The organism is Aquabacterium sp. CECT 9606 (genome assembly GCF_918741295.1).
Taxonomy (GTDB): domain Bacteria; phylum Pseudomonadota; class Gammaproteobacteria; order Burkholderiales; family Burkholderiaceae_C; genus Aquabacterium.
This window is the reverse complement of sequence record NZ_CAKKNB010000002.1, coordinates 703,408-719,365: the sequence shown is the minus strand read 5'-3', so window position 1 is coordinate 719,365 and position 15,958 is coordinate 703,408. Positions and strand designations below refer to the sequence as shown.

Here is a 15,958-nt window from a genome sequence, read left to right as displayed (position 1 = left end):
GCTCGTCGTCAAGCGCATCATTCCGCCAAGGTCACGCGGTTGAGTTCGTCCAGCGTGGACTCGCCGCGCAGCACACAGGCCAGGGCCGATTCGCGCAAGAGGCGTGTGCCGCTGGAGCGGGCATGCGCCTTGATCTTGATGAGCGAGGCCCGGCTCACGATCAGGTCTCGCAGGGTGTCGTCCATCAGCAGGATCTCGGAGATGGCTTTGCGGCCGCGGTAGCCGGTGCCCCGGCATTGCGGGCAGCCCACGGCTTGGCGAAAGTGCCCATGCGTATCCAGCGGCAGCATGGCGGCCTTCAGGTCAGTGGCCTGCGGTTGCCACGGCCGCGCGCAATGGGTGCACAGCTTGCGCATCAGGCGCTGGGCCACCACGCCGTTCAGGGCCGACACCACGTTGTACAAATCCAGCCCCATGTGCATGAAGCGGCCCACCACATCGAACACATTGTTGGCGTGGATGGTGGACAGCACCAGGTGGCCCGTCAGCGCGGCTTGCGAGGCGATCTGCGCGGTCTCGGCATCGCGGATCTCGCCCACCATGACGCGGTCCGGATCGTGGCGCAAGATGGAGCGCAGGCCACGCGCGAAGGTCAAGCCTTTTTTCTCATTGACGGGGATCTGCACCACACCGCCCAGTTGGTATTCCACCGGGTCTTCGATGGTGATGATCTTGTCGCGGCCATCGTTGATCTCTTGCACCACGGCGTACAGGGTGGTGGTCTTGCCGCTGCCGGTGGGGCCGGTGACCAGCAGCATGCCGTAAGGCTTGCCCGCCAGGCGGCGCACCACCGCGCTGTCGTCGGCGTCGAAGCCCAGGCCTTCCAGGCTCAAGGCCTCGGCCTCGGTCGACAGGCGCGATCGGTCCAGAATGCGCAGCACCGCGTCTTCGCCAAAGCTGGAGGGCATGATGGACACGCGGAAGTCGACGTCGCGCAAGCCGCTGTCGGTGCTTTGCTGCACGCGCAGCTTGAAGCGACCATCCTGGGGCAAACGGCGTTCGCCAATGTCCAGCTCTGCCATCACCTTCAAGCGCGACACCAGTTGCTCGGCCACCTCGCGCGAGCCCACGTCGCCCACCTTCACCATCACGCCGTCCAGGCGGTGGCGGATCACCATGCCAGTGGCGGTTGATTCGAGGTGCAGGTCGCTGGCCTGGGCCTTGAGCGCGTCGAACAAGGTGGCGTCTAGCAAGCGCACCACCGGGCTGCTCTGGCGGCTGATGGTGTCCACCGACAGCGCATGGCCGGCGTCTTCCGCCCCCGGCTCATCGTGGCCCACATGGGCAAAGGTGCCACGGGCTTCGAAGCCCGCTTCACCCAGGGCCAGCAAGCCCGACAAGACCTCGTTGCTGACCTGCCGCCATCGCAATGATTGGGCCACTTGGCGGCCAACGGTATCGCGCAGCATCACATCATCGGGCGTGGGACTCAAGGCCCACAGGACCTGGTTCGCATCGCGGGCCACCACCACGCGCAAGCGCATGGCCTGCGCCAAGGACCAGCGGGACCAATCCGGCTGGTGATCCTGCGCAGGCACGGGCTCAGGCGCTTGATGGGGCACCGACTGCAAGACCGCACTCATTGAATCTGCTCCGCCACCTGGAAGATGGGCAGGTACATCAGCACCACGATGCCGCCAATCAACACACCCATGATCAGCATCAGCACCGGGCTGACCACGCGCCCAACCCAGTCGGTGAAACGGGCCAGCTCTTCGTCGTAGAAGGTGGCGGCCCGGTCCAGCATGGGCCCCAACTCGCCGGTGTGCTCGCCCACGCGCATCATGCGCAATGACACCGGCGTGGTCAGTTGGTGCTGGTGCAGGCAGTCGGACAAACGCGCGCCCTCGCGCACCCGCTGCGTGGCCAAGGCCAACGCTGGGCGCAATGAGGGGCTGACCAGTTCGGCAGAGACCTCCAGGGCCGCGACCACCGCCACACCGGCTTGCAGCAGCAAGCCCAGGGTGCGGTACAGCGCGGCCAGCTCGACCAGGCGCAGGCGCTCGCCCACATAGGGCACCTGCCACAAGTAATCAGCCACCGCTGCACGCACTGCGGGCGCGCGCCACGCAGCCGCCGCGGTAGCCACCAAGGCACCCAAGCCCATCAGCACCAACCAGGGGTGCTCACCCACGGCCTTTCCGGTGCTGAGCAACACGCCCGACAACCACGGCAGCTCGCCGCCCATGCCTTCGTAGATGTCGGCAAAGCGCGGCACCACGAACACGGTCAGGAATGTGATCACCAGAAAGCTGGCACTGATCAGAATGGCCGGGTAGATGGCCGCGCCCACCAGCTTGTCGCGCAAGCCACTCAACCAGGCCAGGTAGACCGCGTGCTGGCGCAAAGCCTCGGGTGTCTGGCCGGTGCGTTGGCTGGCTTCAATGGAGGCGATCAGCAACGAACTGAACGCCACCGGGGTCAGGCGCATGGCCTGCGACAAGGTCTTGCCCTCGGACAAGGCTTCGATGAGAGAACTGAGCACCTGGACCACCGGCTTGGCGGCCTCTTTCTCGCGCAGCGTGATCAAGGATTCCAACAAAGGGATGCCCGCATCCAGCAGCACGGCCAGCTCCTGGCAGAACAGACGACGCGGGAAGTCCTTGGCCCGCAGGGCAGGCGTGCGCGGGGCGAACAAGGCATTGAGTGAAAGGCGGCTCATCGTGGGGGCCCTGCATCACCAATTGGTGATGTCCTGGTCTTCGCCCTCACCGCCTTCGCGGCCGTCCTTGCCCAGCGAGAACACGTCGTAGTCGCCATGCTCGCCGGGTGCTCGGTATTGGTACTCACGCCCCCAGGGATCCTTGGGCGGGGCCTTGCGCAGGTAGGGCCCCCACCAACGTGTTTCGTCACCGGGTTTGACCCACAAGGCGCCCAGGCCCTGTTCGGTCGCAGGGTAATGGCCGGTGTCCAGGCGGTATTGGTCCAGGGCCTTGCCCAGCGCATCCAGCTGCGCAGCCGCCGTCTTCACTTCAGACTTGCCGATCTGGGCAAAAAACTTGGGGCCGACGTAGCCGGCCAGCAAGCCAATGATGACCAGCACCACCAGCAACTCGAGCAAGGTGAAGCCCGAGTGGCGATGCGTGGGGACGAGCTCGATCAACACCCTGCTTCGGGGCGTTTGGCACTTGTTCATCGGGGGGATCCTTCATGCCCCGCCAGACCTCGCGACGGGGAGAGCCATGATCCTATCGGGCCATTGCTGACAGCTTTGTGACAAGCCCTTTCAGCGAGCCGATTGTCTTCATGCTGACACGTGCCCTCCTTATCCTGCGCTCCACTCACATCCCCTGAACAGCCGGAGACGCAGCATGAAAGGCATCAACCACCCGACCAATGACCTGACACTCAACCCGTCAGGCAACGAGTCGATCCTGGACGTGGCCCAACGTGCCCACGCCAGCCGCCGCACCTTCATCAAGGGGGCTGCCTCGGCCTCCATGCTGAGCGCCGCCGGTGGCCTGACTTTGTCGGGCCTGGCTGGCACCGTTCAAGCCGCGGGCACATGCGGCGTGGCCAGCACCACCGTGGGCATCGGCTTTGACAACCTCTCGCCAGCCCTGGCCCCCGTGGTGGATGCCGTGCGCGTGGCCACCGGCCACCAGGCCGCCTTGCTGGTGGCCTGGGGCGACCCGATCATGCCCGGCGGCAACGCGTTCCGTGGCGACGCCTCCGAGACCGCCGCAGAACAGCTCAAGCAGTTTGGCGCGCACAACGACGGGATGCACTACTTCGGCTTCAACTCGCGTGGTGTCGAATCAAGCGAGCGCGGCCTGCTGTGCGTGAACAATGAATACACGCACGAAGCCGTTCTGCACAGCGATGGCTTGAACGCCAGCAACCAGACCGTCGCCAAGGCTCGCAAGTCACAGGCCGCGCACGGCGTCTCGATCGTTGAAGTGAGCAAAGCCTCTGGACGCTGGTCCGTGGTGGCCAACTCGGTCTATGGCCGCCGCCTGTCCGCCAACACACCCATGCGCATCTCGGGCCCAGCCGCCGGCCATGCCCTGCTCAAGTCCAAGAAGTTCGACATCTCCGCCAACGCTTCCACCGAGATCGGCCTGAACAACGGCTTCGAAGCCAACGGCACCATCAACAACTGCGCCAACGGCTACACGCCCTGGGGCACCTACCTGACCTGCGAAGAAAACTGGAACGGCAACTTTGGCAGCGACACCCCCTTGCCCGCCACCAGCACCGAGATCGGCAAGCTGCACAACCGCTATGGGGTGGTCGCCGCTGGCTTCAGCTACTTCTGGCACAAGGTCGACCCACGCTTCGATGCCGCCAGCAACCCGCTGGAACCCAACCTGTTTGGCTGGGTGGTCGAGGTCGATCCCTTTGACCCCTACAGCGTGCCCGTCAAACGCACGGCGCTTGGCCGCATCAAACACGAGAGTGCCCAATACGTGCTGGGCCCCAACAACGAGTTGGCCGTGTACATGGGCGACGACGAGCGCAACGAGTACATCTACAAGTTCGTGGCCCAAGGCCGCTACAACCCCACCAACCGCGGCGCCAACCGCAACCTGCTGGACAGCGGCGTGCTGTACGTGGCCAAGTTCCTGGACACGGGCATGGGCCAGTGGCTGCCTTTGCTGCCGGGCTCCATCGGCGTGGGTGGCGTGGCCCTGCGCGACAACCCCAACTTTGCCGGCGCCAATGACGTCGAGGTCTTGGCCAAGATCCTGATCAAGACCCGCATGGCCGCCGACGCCCTGGGCGCCACCATGATGGACCGCCCCGAATGGACCGGCGCCCGCCCCAAGGTGTGTGGCTTCGACGAGATCGAGGTGTACTGCACGCTGACCAACAACAACCGCCGCGGTTCGTCGGCCACGCCCAGCAGCAACAACCCCGATGGCTCGACCACCGCGGCCAGCGCCCGCCCCGCCGTGGACGCTGCCAACCCCCGCGCCGACAACATCTACGGCCACATCATCCGCTGGCGCGAAACCGGCAAGAACGTCACCGCCACCACCTTCGCGTGGGACTTGTTCGTGCAATGCGGCGACACGGCCACGGCCAAGACACCGGCCACGCGCTACGTCGGTAACATCAACGACACACCGAATGGCACCGCCGATTTCGGCGCCCCCGATGGCCTGTGGTTCGACCAGTTCGGCCGCTTGTGGGTGCAGACCGACCAGGTTGGCACGGCCACCGGCGATTGGGTCAACATCGGCGCCAACAGCATGGTCTGCGCCGATCCGGCCACGGGCGCCATCAAGCGCTTCCTGACCGGCCCGGTGCAGTCTGAAGTCACCGGAATCGCCATGACCCCGGACGGCAAGAGCATGTTCGTGGGCCTGCAACACCCCGGCGAAGAAGCCGCCAACCCCGCCAACCCCACGCAGTTCTCGAGCTGGCCCGCCAGCCAGTTCGCCACCAATTCAGCGGGCCAGACCGTGGTTGGCGGCCGCCCCCGCTCAGGCGTGGTGGTCATCACCAAGGCCAACGGCGGCATCGTCGGCAGCTGATTGATCCGCACCCTTCAAGGAGTATCCACCACATGCGTCATATTTTCACCATCGCCGCCCTGGGGTTGGCCTCGGTGGCCTTCCAGGCCCAAGCCGCGCTCATCAACCAGACCAGCCAGCTGCCCGCCCCCGCGCAAATCATCGACTTCAATGCGGAAGATGGCCTGTTCATCGGCATCGGCTCGTCTTACAGCACCAACCTTCCGCCCGTCACGCTCAGTTCGCTGGACGGCGACTTCACCGTCGGGCAGCGCATTGCCACCGATCTGGGCATCAATGGCAGCTGGGGTGCAGGCAAGTCCTTCCTGTCGTTCGACAAGATTGGCGACATGACCCTGCGCATCGACTTCAATGGCTTGAAGACCCGCGCCTTCCTGGCCGACTGGAGCATGTACGAAGAAGCCGGTGACGACCGCCTGACCACGGTCACGGCCTATGGTATCGACGGCAGCTCGGAAACCTTCACCCTGGGATCGTTCGCGACCTCGCTGGATGGCGTGGACCTGGATGACAGCCAGTTGATCTATTCCACCAACTTCTCGGTGACGCAAGGCATCCGCCTGGCCCATGCCGACATCGCCTACATCACCGTGCAAGGTGACGGCGTGGTGATAGACAACTTCGCCTACACGCAGGCCGTGCCCGAACCCGAAAGCATCCTGCTGGCAGCCCTGGGCCTGGGCACCACTGCCTTGCTGCGCCGCCGTCGCCAGGCATGACCCGACCCGCGTGTTGACCCACGCGCGGCTTGGCGGACTTGCAAGCATGCGTCTTGCTTAACCCGGCAGGTGTTCCCGGACACCTGCTGGGAATGCGCCACCATGCTTCTTCATTCACCCAATGCACTGGAGTAATGAACATGACCCTGCAAGTCTCTTCTTCACGCACCAATGTTGTCTACCGCCGCACCCAAAAAGGGCAAGCGGCGGCCATGCCATCGGTGACGCCCACCATGAACGACGAGCACCGCCGCCTGTTGCTGCTCGTCAATGGCTTCACGCCGCTGGACGCCCTGGCCCGCGTCTGCAAGTTCCAGCAAGGCCCGCAGGACATGGCGGACACCCTGCAATCGTCTGGCCTGATCGAAGAAGCCCGAGAGCGACGACACGAAGACGGCATGCGGGCGCCGTGGCTAACCACCGAACAGCCTCAGTGAGGGCCCGCTTCAGCGGCCCATGATCCCTCCGGCTGGCCACTGTCGCCGCCCTGTCAAACAAGGTTCCCATACTTGCCTGGCGCCAAAGCGATGCCCGCTTTGGCGCACTGTCAGCCAGCAAGGAAGGAAACGACATGGGCCGCCCACAACGCCAAACGCCACGCCCCCAAGGCACCAATCGCCGCGAGTTTTTCAAGCGTTCCGGATCGGCCGCCATGATCCTGGCCACGGCGCCAGCGCTGCCCATCAGCCAAGCCCTGGCTGCCACCAACGCCGGACCGCTGTTTCAGCATGGTGTGGCCAGCGGTGACCCACTGGCCGACCGCGTGATCTTGTGGACCCGGGTGTCATCCCCTCGCAACGCGGCGATCACCGTGAACTACACCGTGGCCACCGACCCGGCCTTGACACAGGTCGTGCTGCGCGGCAGCACCAAAACCAATCCGACCCGCGACTTCACCGTCAAGGTCGACGCCGGCCCGCTCAAGCCCAACACCACCTACTACTACCGCTTCAGCGCCGAAGGCAGCAGCTCGCCCATTGGCCGCACCAAGACCTTGCCCGTGGGCACTACCCACCGTCTGCGCATGGCCGTGGCCAGTTGCTCCAACCATGCCTACGGCTACTTCAATGCCTACCGCCACATCGCCGAACGCGCCGACCTGGACCTGGTCATGCACCTGGGCGACTACCTCTACGAATATGGCAACGGCCAGTACGGCAACGTGCGCCCCACCGAGCCCGCCACCGAGATCATCACCCTGAGCGACTACCGTGCACGGCACGCCCAATACAAGCGCGATGCCGACCTGCAGGAAGCCCACCGGCAGCACCCCTGGGTCATCATCTGGGACGACCACGAAACCGCCAACGACGCCTACAAGGACGGCGCGCAGAACCACACCGAAGGCGCCGAGGGCACCTGGATTGGCCGCCGCAACGCCGCCTTGCAGGCCTACTACGAATGGATGCCCGTGCGGCCGGTGGACACCTCGGACCTGACCCGCAACAACCGCGCGTTCCAATACGGCGACCTGGTCGACCTGGTGATGTTGGAAGAGCGCCTGAGCGCCCGTTCGCAACAACTTCAGGCCACGATCCCCGTGCCCGGCCTGGGCAACCTTTTCACACAGACCGGCGGCTTTACCGACCCCGCCCGAACTTTGCTTGGCACCACACAGGAAGCCTGGCTGGCCCAGCGCCTGCGCGGTGCAGCCACCCGCTGGCGCTTCCTGGGCCAGGGCGTGATGTTCGCCCAGCTCAAAGGCGTCGCGGCGGCCAATGCTGCGGGTGGCGGCCTGTTCCTGAACGCCGACCAATGGGATGGCTACCAGCCCGCCCGCAACCGCGTCTACGACATCCTCAAGGGTGCCAACGGGCTGGCCCCCGTCAATAACGTGGTCGTGCTCACAGGCGACATCCACAGCTCCTGGGCTGCCGACCTGAGCCAGGACCCCAACAACCCCATCGTGGCCGCCGGGGGCTACAACCCCTTGACGGGCGAAGGCTCGCACGCGGTCGAGTTCGTCGGCACCTCCATCACCTCACCCGGCATCCCCGACCCCACGGGCAGCACGGCCGCCTTCCTGCGTGGCGTCAATCCGCACTTCAAATACATCGACTTGAACCAGCGAGGCTACATGCTCATCGACGCCAACCCCAACCGCGTGGTGGCCGAGTGGTGGTACGTGGACACGGTGGCCAGCATCAGCCATGTGCAGACTTTTGGCACTGCATTCGAAGTGCAGAACGGCAGCAACCGCCTGGCGCCATCGACGCAGACCACGCCAAGCACCAACGCGCCGGCCCTGGCGCCTTGACCCACATCGGCCACCAGCCCAACCGACCCAAGGACAAGATGATGCAAGCCCTGTCACCATTCATTCGCTCTGCGACCATCGCCGCCGCGCTGACCTTCGGCAGCCTGCATGCCCAGGCCGCCAACTTCAGCTTCGCTGGCGACCTGTCCTACAACACCGACGTGGTCCATGTGGCCTTCAGCCTGCAGGCCGACAGCAGCCAGGTCCGCCTTTGGACCGACTCGTGGACCGACGGACTGAACTTCGACCCGACCCTGACCTTGTGGGTCAAAGAGGGCGGCAGCTACAGCTGGGTCGGCGACAACGACGATGACCACACCATCGACCCAGCTCAAGGCTTTTACGATGCCGGCTTGTCGCTGTCCAACCTGACTGCGGGCCAGTACCTGATCACCTTGGGTGCGGCACCCAACTACGCCAACGGCCCACAGTTGTCCCAAGGCTTCGCCTTTGACGGCAGCACACCCACCTTGATCACGCAATGGAACCAGCCCAGTTACAACATCAACGCCAATGACCAGAAAGGCACGTTCTGGCGCCTGAACCTGGCGAACGTGGACACGGCAGCCACCGTCCCCGAGCCAGCCAGCGCCGCGCTGATCTTGGCCGGCTTGAGCGCGATGTCGTTGTCGCGCCGACGCCGCTGAAGGGATCAACGCCCGAAGGCTTTCAACGTCTTCGTCGTGTTCTCCCGCTGCAGTGCTTTTCGGCGTGGCGTTGGGTGTCCAGCTCGGCTGAGCCTTGATCCGTTCAACCCACGTCCTTTGAACGAAGCGCGTCAGCGCCTGACACAAGCACCCGCAACACTGCTGCTTGTCGTCAACCACCCGAGATCCCTCACATGTCAGTTGCTGCCTCCTCGCGCGCCGTGCACCTGCTGAGCGCCGTCGCGCTCGCCACCTCCACCCTCATGGCGCAGGCTTCCACCAGTGGCGTGGTGATCAGCCAGGTCTACGGCGGGGGCGGCAACAATGGTGCCACCTACACGCACGACTTCATCGAGCTGTTCAATGCCGGCTCGGCGCCGGTCAGCCTCAATGGCTGGTCGGTGCAGTACGCCTCGTCTGGCGGCACCTCCTGGCAGAAGACGACCCTGGGCAACGTGACCTTGAACCCCGGCCAGTACTACCTGGTGCAGGAAGCCCAGGGCGCGGGCGGCAGCACGCCCTTGCCCGCGCCTGACGTGACGACCGTCAGCCCCAACTGGATCGCCCTGAGCGGCACGGCCGGCAAGGTCGCGCTGGTCAGTAACAACACCGCCTTGAGCAGCAGCGCCACGCCCACCAGCGCTGGCGTCGTCGACTACGTGGGCTTCGGCACCGCCGCCAGCGCCTTCGAAGGCGCCGGCCCCACCGCCACCCTGACGAATGCCACCGCGGCGATCCGCATCAACGCCGGTTGCACCGACACCAACAGCAACAGCGCCGACTTCAGCACGGGCGCGCCCACACCCCGCAACACCGCCAGCACCCTGAACGCCTGCAACGGCAACGGTGGTGGCAACCCAGGTGGCGGCAGCAACGGCGGCACCGTCAAGATCCACGACATCCAGGGCACGGGCCACACCAGCCCATTGGTCAATGCCGACGTGGTCACCACCGGCGTGGTCACCAAGGTCATCAACAACGGCTTCTACTTGCAAGACCCGGTGGGCGACAACAACCCGCTGACCTCGGACGGCATCCTGGTGTTCACCAGCACGGCACCCACGGTCAGCGCAGGCCAATCGGTGCAAGTCAGTGGCAAGGTCGTCGAATTCAACGTGGGCGCGGCCGGCAATGCCGAGACGGTGGCCCACACCGTGACCGAGATCACCGCGCCCACCATCACCGTGCTGGGCAGCGGCCAGAGCATCCTCCCCACGCCCATCACCCTGCCCGTGGCCAGCGATGCCGAGCTGGAAAGCCTGGAAGGCATGCTGGTCACCATCAACAGCCAGCTCACCGCCTCGCAGAACTACTTCCAGGGCCGCTACGGCCAGGTCACCTTGTCGGCCAACGGCCGCCTTGAGATCCCCACGAACCGCGTCCGACCCGGCTCTGGCGCACAGGCCCTGGCTGAGCAAAATGCACTGCGCAGCATCTTGCTGGACGATGGCACCTCAGTACAGAACCCCAGCCCCACGCCTTACTTCGCCGCCGACAACACCCTGCGCGCAGGCGACACGGTCGATGCCATCACCGGTGTGATCGACTACGGCTTGGCCACGGCCAGCAACACCGGCATCGCCGACTACAAGATCCACCCAACGCAACCGGTCACCTTCACCCGCGTCAATGAACGCACCACCGTGCCGGAAGCCGTGGGCGGCAACATCAAGGTGGCCAGCGCGAACGTGCTGAACTTCTTCACCACCTTCCTGGATGGCAACACCGCCGCCGGCCAGAGCGGACAAGGCTGCACCCTGGGTGGCGCGGTCTCGGCTTCGAACTGCCGGGGTGCCAACAACCTGGCCGAGTTCAACCGCCAGCGCGTCAAGATCGTCGAAGCCATCGCTGGCACCGGCGGCGACGTGGTCGGCCTGATGGAGATCCAGAACAACGTGCCCAACCCTGGTGGTTCGGGCGTCAACCCCGATGCGGCCGTCCAGAACCTGGTCACCGCCCTCAACGCCAAGCTGGGCGCCGGCACCTACGCCGTCGTGCCCGCTCCCGCAGCCGGCACGGGCACCGATGCGATCCGCGTGGCCCTGATCTACAAGCCTGCGAAGCTGAGCTTGTCGGGCACCGCGCTGTCCGACACCCACGCCATCAACAACCGCCCCCCGCTGGCCCAGACCTTTGCCGCACCCAATGGCGAGAAGTTCTCGGTCGTGGTCAACCACCTGAAGTCCAAGGGCAGCTGCCCCAGCAGCGCTGCTGATCCTGATGCCGACCAGGGCGACCTGCAAGGCTGCTGGAACGACACGCGCGTGCAGCAAGCCGCCCGTCTGCGCAGCTTCGTGACCACCGTGCAGACCGCCAGCGGCAGCGACGACGCTCTCCTGATCGGCGACTTCAACGCCTACGCCCAGGAAGACCCGATCGAAGAGCTGACCAGCCACGGCTACGTGGACCAGATCGGCCGCTTCAACACCTTCGGCTACTCCTACGTGTTCGACGGCGCGGCCGGCCGCCTGGACCACGCCATCACCACGCCCTCGCTGTCCACCAAGGTGACCCGCGCCATCGAATGGCACATCAATGCGGACGAGCCTTCGGTGATCGACTACAACACCGAGTTCAAGCAACCCGCCTGCGCCGCCTGCGGCCCCGACTACTACAGCGCCTCGCCCTATCGCTCGTCCGACCATGACCCGGTCATCGTGGGCCTGAACCTGCTCAAATCAGTCAACGGCACACCGGGCCGCGACACCATCACCGGCACGGCCGGCGACGACGTCATCACCGGCGGCGAAGGCAGCGACACCATCACCACCGGCGCGGGCCGCGACGTGCTGGTCTACACCAGCCTGCGTGATGGCCTGGACACCGTCACCGACTTCACGCCGGGCAGCGACCGCATCGACCTGAGCAGCCTGCTGGCCTCGCTGGGCATCTCATCCGCTCAAGCCATCAGCGGCGGCTTCGTGCGCATCGTCGACAGCGGCACTGGCGTGCAAGTGCAGATCGACACGGATGGCAGCGCCGGCACCACCACCTCCAAGGCCCTGGTCGTGCTGCGTGGCGTGAGCGCCAGCCAGTTGCAGGCGGCCCGCGACCTGGCCCTGTGATTCACCGAAGTACCCAAGGAAACCATTCATGCACGCAAGCTACACACGCCTCGCCCGCACCGCCGTTCTGGTGGCCGGCTTGATGGCGGGCTCCCTGGCCCACGCCAACATTGCCAACGGCAACTTCTCGGCCGGCCTCGCCGGCTGGCAGACCTTCGGCGACGTGGCCGCGCTGAGCAGCAGCCCTGCCGGCCTGGCACTGCCCATCAGCAGCAGCACCTTGGTGTTGAGCACCGCCACCCTGGGCTTTGACGACTACCCGCTGACCAGCGGCCACTACAACGTGTCTGGCCAGGAAGCTGGCGCCATCGGCAGCGCTGGCGGCCTGGAAGACTTCGTGGGCGTGACCATCGGCTCGCTGCACCCGGACCCGGTCAACTTCACCAGCATCCTGGCGGAAGGCTCGGGCGCCCGTCAGAGCTTCACCGTGCAGGCCGGCGACACACTGAGCTTCACCTGGAACCTGCTGAGCGCCGACCGCGATTTCGCCGACCGCGCTTTCGTGGTCATCGACACCCACACAGTCAATGGCCTGCAGGTGCTGGCCCTGGGCGATGCGGCCCAGGCCACTCAGTCGGTCAACGGCAACGGCCAATTGCTGCAGACCGGATCGAACAGCTTCAGCCACACCTTCACGAGCGCCGGCACGGTGACCCTGTCGCTGGCGGTGGCCGACCTGGACGCGGCCGACCAGACCTCGCTGCTGACGGTGAACGACGTGGCGCTGACAGCGGCCGTGCCCGAGCCCAGCACCGCGGTGTTTGCCCTGCTGGGCTTGGCCGCTGGCGGCGTGTTCATGCGCCGCCGCCAAGGCGGCCCGGCCCAAACTTCATTCACGTGAAATGACGATTCAACTAAGGTAAACCCCTCATTCGCGGGGTTGCGAATCGGCGCATGCTGGGGTGCTCACGAACAGGAGGCCCCATGTTGACCATTGCACTGATGTCTTTCGCCATGATCACCGCCGTCAGCCACCTGGCTGCGCGCAACCGGCAGCGCATGGCCCGGCTGTCAAGGCAGCGGCGCCACTGAGCACCCAGGCGCGGCCGCAGCTGTCATAGTGCAGGCCCATGACCACCACGCACCTGCTCTACCTGCACGGCTTTCGCTCCTCTCCGCGCTCCACCAAGGCGCAACAGATGGCCGCCATCGTTGATGCCTTGAACGCCCCAGGCCAGAGCGTCACCTGGGCCTGCCCTCAGTTGCCACCATCCCCGGCGCAGGCCTGGGCCGACATCCAGACGCAGGTGGCCGACTGGCCCCGAGACAGCATGGCCGTGATGGGCTCGTCCCTCGGCGGCTTCTACGCCACGGTGCTGGCCGAGCAGTTGGGCTGCCGCGCGGTGCTCATCAACCCCGCCGTGGCGCCCGCCCGTGATCTGGCCCGCTACATTGGCGAGTTGAGCAATTTCCACGACCCGGACGCCAAGTTCTTCTTCCGCCCTGAGTTCATCGACGAATTCAAGGCCATCTCGCCCTACCCCATCACCCGGCCCGAACGCTATCTGCCCGTCATCGCCAAAGGCGACGAAGTGCTGGACTGGCGCGAAATGGTGGCGCACTACCCCGGCACGCGGCTGACGCTCCTGGAAGGCGGCGACCACGCCTTGACTGATTTCGCGCCCCAATTGCCTCAGGTTTTGTGGTTTCTGGGCCTGAGCCAGCAGCCGTAGGACAATACGCGCTGCCCTTCTTCCTACCGAACCCTCATTGATGTTTGCCCTTTTTGACGACGCCGGAAAATTCCAGGCTGGCCGTGTGATGTCCGAAGCCGACAGCTCGATGCAAATCGAGCTTGATTCGGGCAAGCGCGTGAAGGCGAAAACCGCCAACGTGCTGATCAAGTTCGCCAAGCCCAACCCGGCCGAGGTGCTGACGCAGGGCGCGGCCCAGGCGCTTGAGATCGACCTGGACCTGGTCTGGGAGGTCGCGCCGGAAGACGAGTTCGGCTTCGAAGACCTGGCCAAGGAATACTTCAGCGACAAGGCCGACGCCATCCAGCAGGCAGCCATGCTGTTCCGCCTGTACGACGCGCCGCACTATTTCCACCGCCGTGGCAAGGGGCGCTTTCGCAAGGCGCCGGAAGACATCCTCAAGCAAGCCTTGCTCGCCATCGAGCGCAAGAAGCAAGTCGCCGCCCAGATCGAATCGTGGACCGAAGACCTGGTCAAAGGCAGCTGCCCCGCGCCCATCCGCGAACAGCTCTACAAGATCCTCTTCAAGCCCGACAAAAATGGTGCCGAATACAAGGCCGTGGTCGAAGCCTCCAAGCGCTCGCAACGCGCACCGCTCGACCTGCTGAAAGACGCCGGCGCCATCGACAGCCCCTACCAGTTCCACTGGCGGCGCTTTTTGTTCGAGAACTTCCCCAAGGGCACCGGCTTCCCTGCGCTCGACGCGCCGCCCATCAAGGACGAGCTGCCTCTGGCGCCCGTGCAGGCCTTCTCGATCGACGATTCCAGCACCACCGAGATCGACGATGCCCTGTCGGTGCAAGGCCTGGGCAGCGGCACCGTCATCTACGGCATCCACATCGCCGCGCCGGGCCTGGCGATCGCGCCCGGCACGCCGGTCGATGTGGTGGCGCGCAACCGCATGTCCACCGTCTACATGCCCGGCCACAAGCTGACCATGCTGCCCGACGAGGTGGTGCAGCGCTACACCTTGCAAGAAGGCCGCCACTGCCCCGCCGTGTCGCTCTACGTCACGTACGACGAGGCCACGCTGGAAGTCAAAGGCAGCGAGACGCGCCTGGAAACCGTGCCCATCGCCGCCAACCTGCGCCACGACAAGCTCGACGGCATCGTCACCGAAGCCACGCTCAATGGCGAGGCCGAAGCAACGTACGCTTTCGGCCCCGAGCTGACCTTCGCCTTCCGCCTGGCCAAGCATTTGAAGGCCCAGCGCGAAGTCGTGCGCGGCAAGCCCGAGAACTTCAACCGCCCCGACTACACCTTCAAGCTGGTCGAACCCGACGGCAGCGAGAACACCACGGAAGACCGCCAGGAACCCAGCGGCACCGAGCAGGTCGTCATCGGCACACGCCAGCGCGGCTCGCCGCTCGACCTGATCGTCGCCGAGGCCATGATTTTGGCCAACAGTACCTGGGGCGGCTGGCTGAACGACTTCGGCCTGCCCGGCATCTACCGCAGCCAGGCCAGCCTGCAACCCGGCATCAAGGTGCGCATGGGCACCAAGGCCCTGCCGCACGCCGGCATGGGCGTGGCGCAGTACACCTGGGCCACCTCGCCGCTGCGCCGCTATGTCGACCTGGTCAACCAGTGGCAGATCATCGCCGTGGCCAAGCATGGCCGCACGGCCGCCCTGGTCGCACCCTTCAAGCCGAAGGATGCCGACCTGTTCTCGATCATCTCCAATTTTGATGCCGCCTACAGCACCTACAACGGCTTCCAGTCCAGCCTGGAACGCTATTGGACGCTGCGCTACCTGGGCCAGCAGAACATCACCGAACTCGATTGCGCCGTGATGATCAACGGCCTGGTCCGCGCCGACAACCTGCCTTTGGTGTTCCGAGCCATCGGCGCCGACAGCCTGCCGCGCAACGCCCGCGTGCGCGTGCGCGTGACAGGCGTCGATGAGCTGACCCTGGACGTGCACGCCAGCGTCGTCGCCCGCATTGATGAAACCGCCAGCGCGGCCACGGATCAGGGTGATGCCGAGGGTGATGAGGCCGACGAAGCACTGGACAATGCGGGACCGCTGACCCTGGCCATCGACGTGACCGATGCCGATGCGCCGCCCCCGGCCAGCCCCGAGGCCTGATCACTTC

At 65.5% G+C, this 15,958-nt stretch carries 12 protein-coding genes; 9 read left to right on the top strand and 3 right to left on the bottom strand.

The features are described 5' to 3' along the window. Positions 1 to 17: 17 nt before the first annotated feature. The 3 genes from LQ232_RS11005 to gspG are packed head-to-tail and all read right to left on the bottom strand — an operon-like array spanning position 18 to position 3,136. The gene (locus tag LQ232_RS11005; RefSeq protein WP_230180360.1) at positions 18 to 1,583 is read right to left on the bottom strand and encodes a GspE/PulE family protein; all 1,566 of its coding nucleotides are present in this window, start codon (positions 1,581 to 1,583) and stop codon (positions 18 to 20) included. Then, positions 1,580 to 2,662, bottom strand: coding sequence for a type II secretion system F family protein (locus LQ232_RS11000; protein WP_230180359.1), 1,083 nt, complete (start codon positions 2,660 to 2,662; stop codon positions 1,580 to 1,582). The genes LQ232_RS11005 and LQ232_RS11000 overlap by 4 nt, the downstream gene beginning before the upstream one ends. Positions 2,663 to 2,677: 15 nt before the next feature. Next, positions 2,678 to 3,136: a type II secretion system major pseudopilin GspG gene (gspG, locus tag LQ232_RS10995; protein ID WP_230180358.1), complete on the bottom strand. Its 459-nt coding sequence runs from the start codon at positions 3,134 to 3,136 to the stop codon at positions 2,678 to 2,680. A gap of 175 nt (positions 3,137 to 3,311) precedes the next feature. On the opposite strand from gspG, the gene LQ232_RS10990 reads away from it, so the two are divergent. The 9 genes from LQ232_RS10990 (at position 3,312) to LQ232_RS10950 (ending at position 15,951) form a co-directional block, all read left to right on the top strand. Continuing rightward, complete coding sequence (locus tag LQ232_RS10990) at positions 3,312 to 5,480, top strand: PhoX family phosphatase (RefSeq protein ID WP_230180357.1); 2,169 nt, start codon at positions 3,312 to 3,314, stop codon at positions 5,478 to 5,480. Between the two features lie 32 nt (positions 5,481 to 5,512). Beyond that, on the top strand, positions 5,513 to 6,199 hold the full coding sequence (locus tag LQ232_RS10985) for a PEP-CTERM sorting domain-containing protein (protein WP_230180356.1): 687 nt from the start codon (positions 5,513 to 5,515) through the stop codon (positions 6,197 to 6,199). A 140-nt stretch (positions 6,200 to 6,339) separates the two neighbouring features. Beyond that, positions 6,340 to 6,636, top strand: a complete 297-nt coding sequence (locus tag LQ232_RS10980) for a hypothetical protein (RefSeq protein ID WP_230180355.1) — start codon at positions 6,340 to 6,342, stop codon at positions 6,634 to 6,636. Positions 6,637 to 6,770: 134 nt separating this feature from the next. Beyond that, positions 6,771 to 8,456 (top strand): alkaline phosphatase, encoded by a 1,686-nt coding sequence (locus LQ232_RS10975; RefSeq protein ID WP_230180354.1) that lies wholly within the window; start codon positions 6,771 to 6,773, stop codon positions 8,454 to 8,456. A 41-nt stretch (positions 8,457 to 8,497) separates the two neighbouring features. After that, the gene (locus tag LQ232_RS10970) at positions 8,498 to 9,103 is read left to right on the top strand and encodes a DVUA0089 family protein (RefSeq protein WP_230180353.1); all 606 of its coding nucleotides are present in this window, start codon (positions 8,498 to 8,500) and stop codon (positions 9,101 to 9,103) included. A 194-nt stretch (positions 9,104 to 9,297) separates the two neighbouring features. After that, a complete protein-coding gene (locus LQ232_RS10965; RefSeq protein ID WP_230180352.1) occupies positions 9,298 to 12,168 on the top strand; it encodes an ExeM/NucH family extracellular endonuclease in 2,871 nt (956 codons plus the stop codon). 28 nt (positions 12,169 to 12,196) lie between these two features. Then, positions 12,197 to 13,009 carry a PEP-CTERM sorting domain-containing protein gene (locus LQ232_RS10960; RefSeq protein ID WP_230180351.1) on the top strand — a complete coding sequence of 271 codons (813 nt, stop codon included), beginning with the start codon at positions 12,197 to 12,199 and terminating at the stop codon, positions 13,007 to 13,009. A 229-nt stretch (positions 13,010 to 13,238) separates the two neighbouring features. Continuing rightward, complete coding sequence (locus LQ232_RS10955) at positions 13,239 to 13,841, top strand: YqiA/YcfP family alpha/beta fold hydrolase (RefSeq protein ID WP_230180350.1); 603 nt, start codon at positions 13,239 to 13,241, stop codon at positions 13,839 to 13,841. A 40-nt stretch (positions 13,842 to 13,881) separates the two neighbouring features. Next, positions 13,882 to 15,951, top strand: coding sequence for a ribonuclease catalytic domain-containing protein (locus LQ232_RS10950; protein ID WP_230180349.1), 2,070 nt, complete (start codon positions 13,882 to 13,884; stop codon positions 15,949 to 15,951). Positions 15,952 to 15,958 lie beyond the last annotated feature (7 nt).

Coding starts and splice junctions, on each gene's coding strand:
- LQ232_RS11005 (WP_230180360.1), bottom strand. CDS start 1,583: ATGAGTGCGGTCTTGCAGTCGGTGCCCCATCAAGCGCCTGAGCCCGTG.
- LQ232_RS11000 (WP_230180359.1), bottom strand. CDS start 2,662: ATGAGCCGCCTTTCACTCAATGCCTTGTTCGCCCCGCGCACGCCTGCC.
- gspG (WP_230180358.1), bottom strand. CDS start 3,136: ATGAACAAGTGCCAAACGCCCCGAAGCAGGGTGTTGATCGAGCTCGTC.
- LQ232_RS10990 (WP_230180357.1), top strand. CDS start 3,312: ATGAAAGGCATCAACCACCCGACCAATGACCTGACACTCAACCCGTCA.
- LQ232_RS10985 (WP_230180356.1), top strand. CDS start 5,513: ATGCGTCATATTTTCACCATCGCCGCCCTGGGGTTGGCCTCGGTGGCC.
- LQ232_RS10980 (WP_230180355.1), top strand. CDS start 6,340: ATGACCCTGCAAGTCTCTTCTTCACGCACCAATGTTGTCTACCGCCGC.
- LQ232_RS10975 (WP_230180354.1), top strand. CDS start 6,771: ATGGGCCGCCCACAACGCCAAACGCCACGCCCCCAAGGCACCAATCGC.
- LQ232_RS10970 (WP_230180353.1), top strand. CDS start 8,498: ATGCAAGCCCTGTCACCATTCATTCGCTCTGCGACCATCGCCGCCGCG.
- LQ232_RS10965 (WP_230180352.1), top strand. CDS start 9,298: ATGTCAGTTGCTGCCTCCTCGCGCGCCGTGCACCTGCTGAGCGCCGTC.
- LQ232_RS10960 (WP_230180351.1), top strand. CDS start 12,197: ATGCACGCAAGCTACACACGCCTCGCCCGCACCGCCGTTCTGGTGGCC.
- LQ232_RS10955 (WP_230180350.1), top strand. CDS start 13,239: ATGACCACCACGCACCTGCTCTACCTGCACGGCTTTCGCTCCTCTCCG.
- LQ232_RS10950 (WP_230180349.1), top strand. CDS start 13,882: ATGTTTGCCCTTTTTGACGACGCCGGAAAATTCCAGGCTGGCCGTGTG.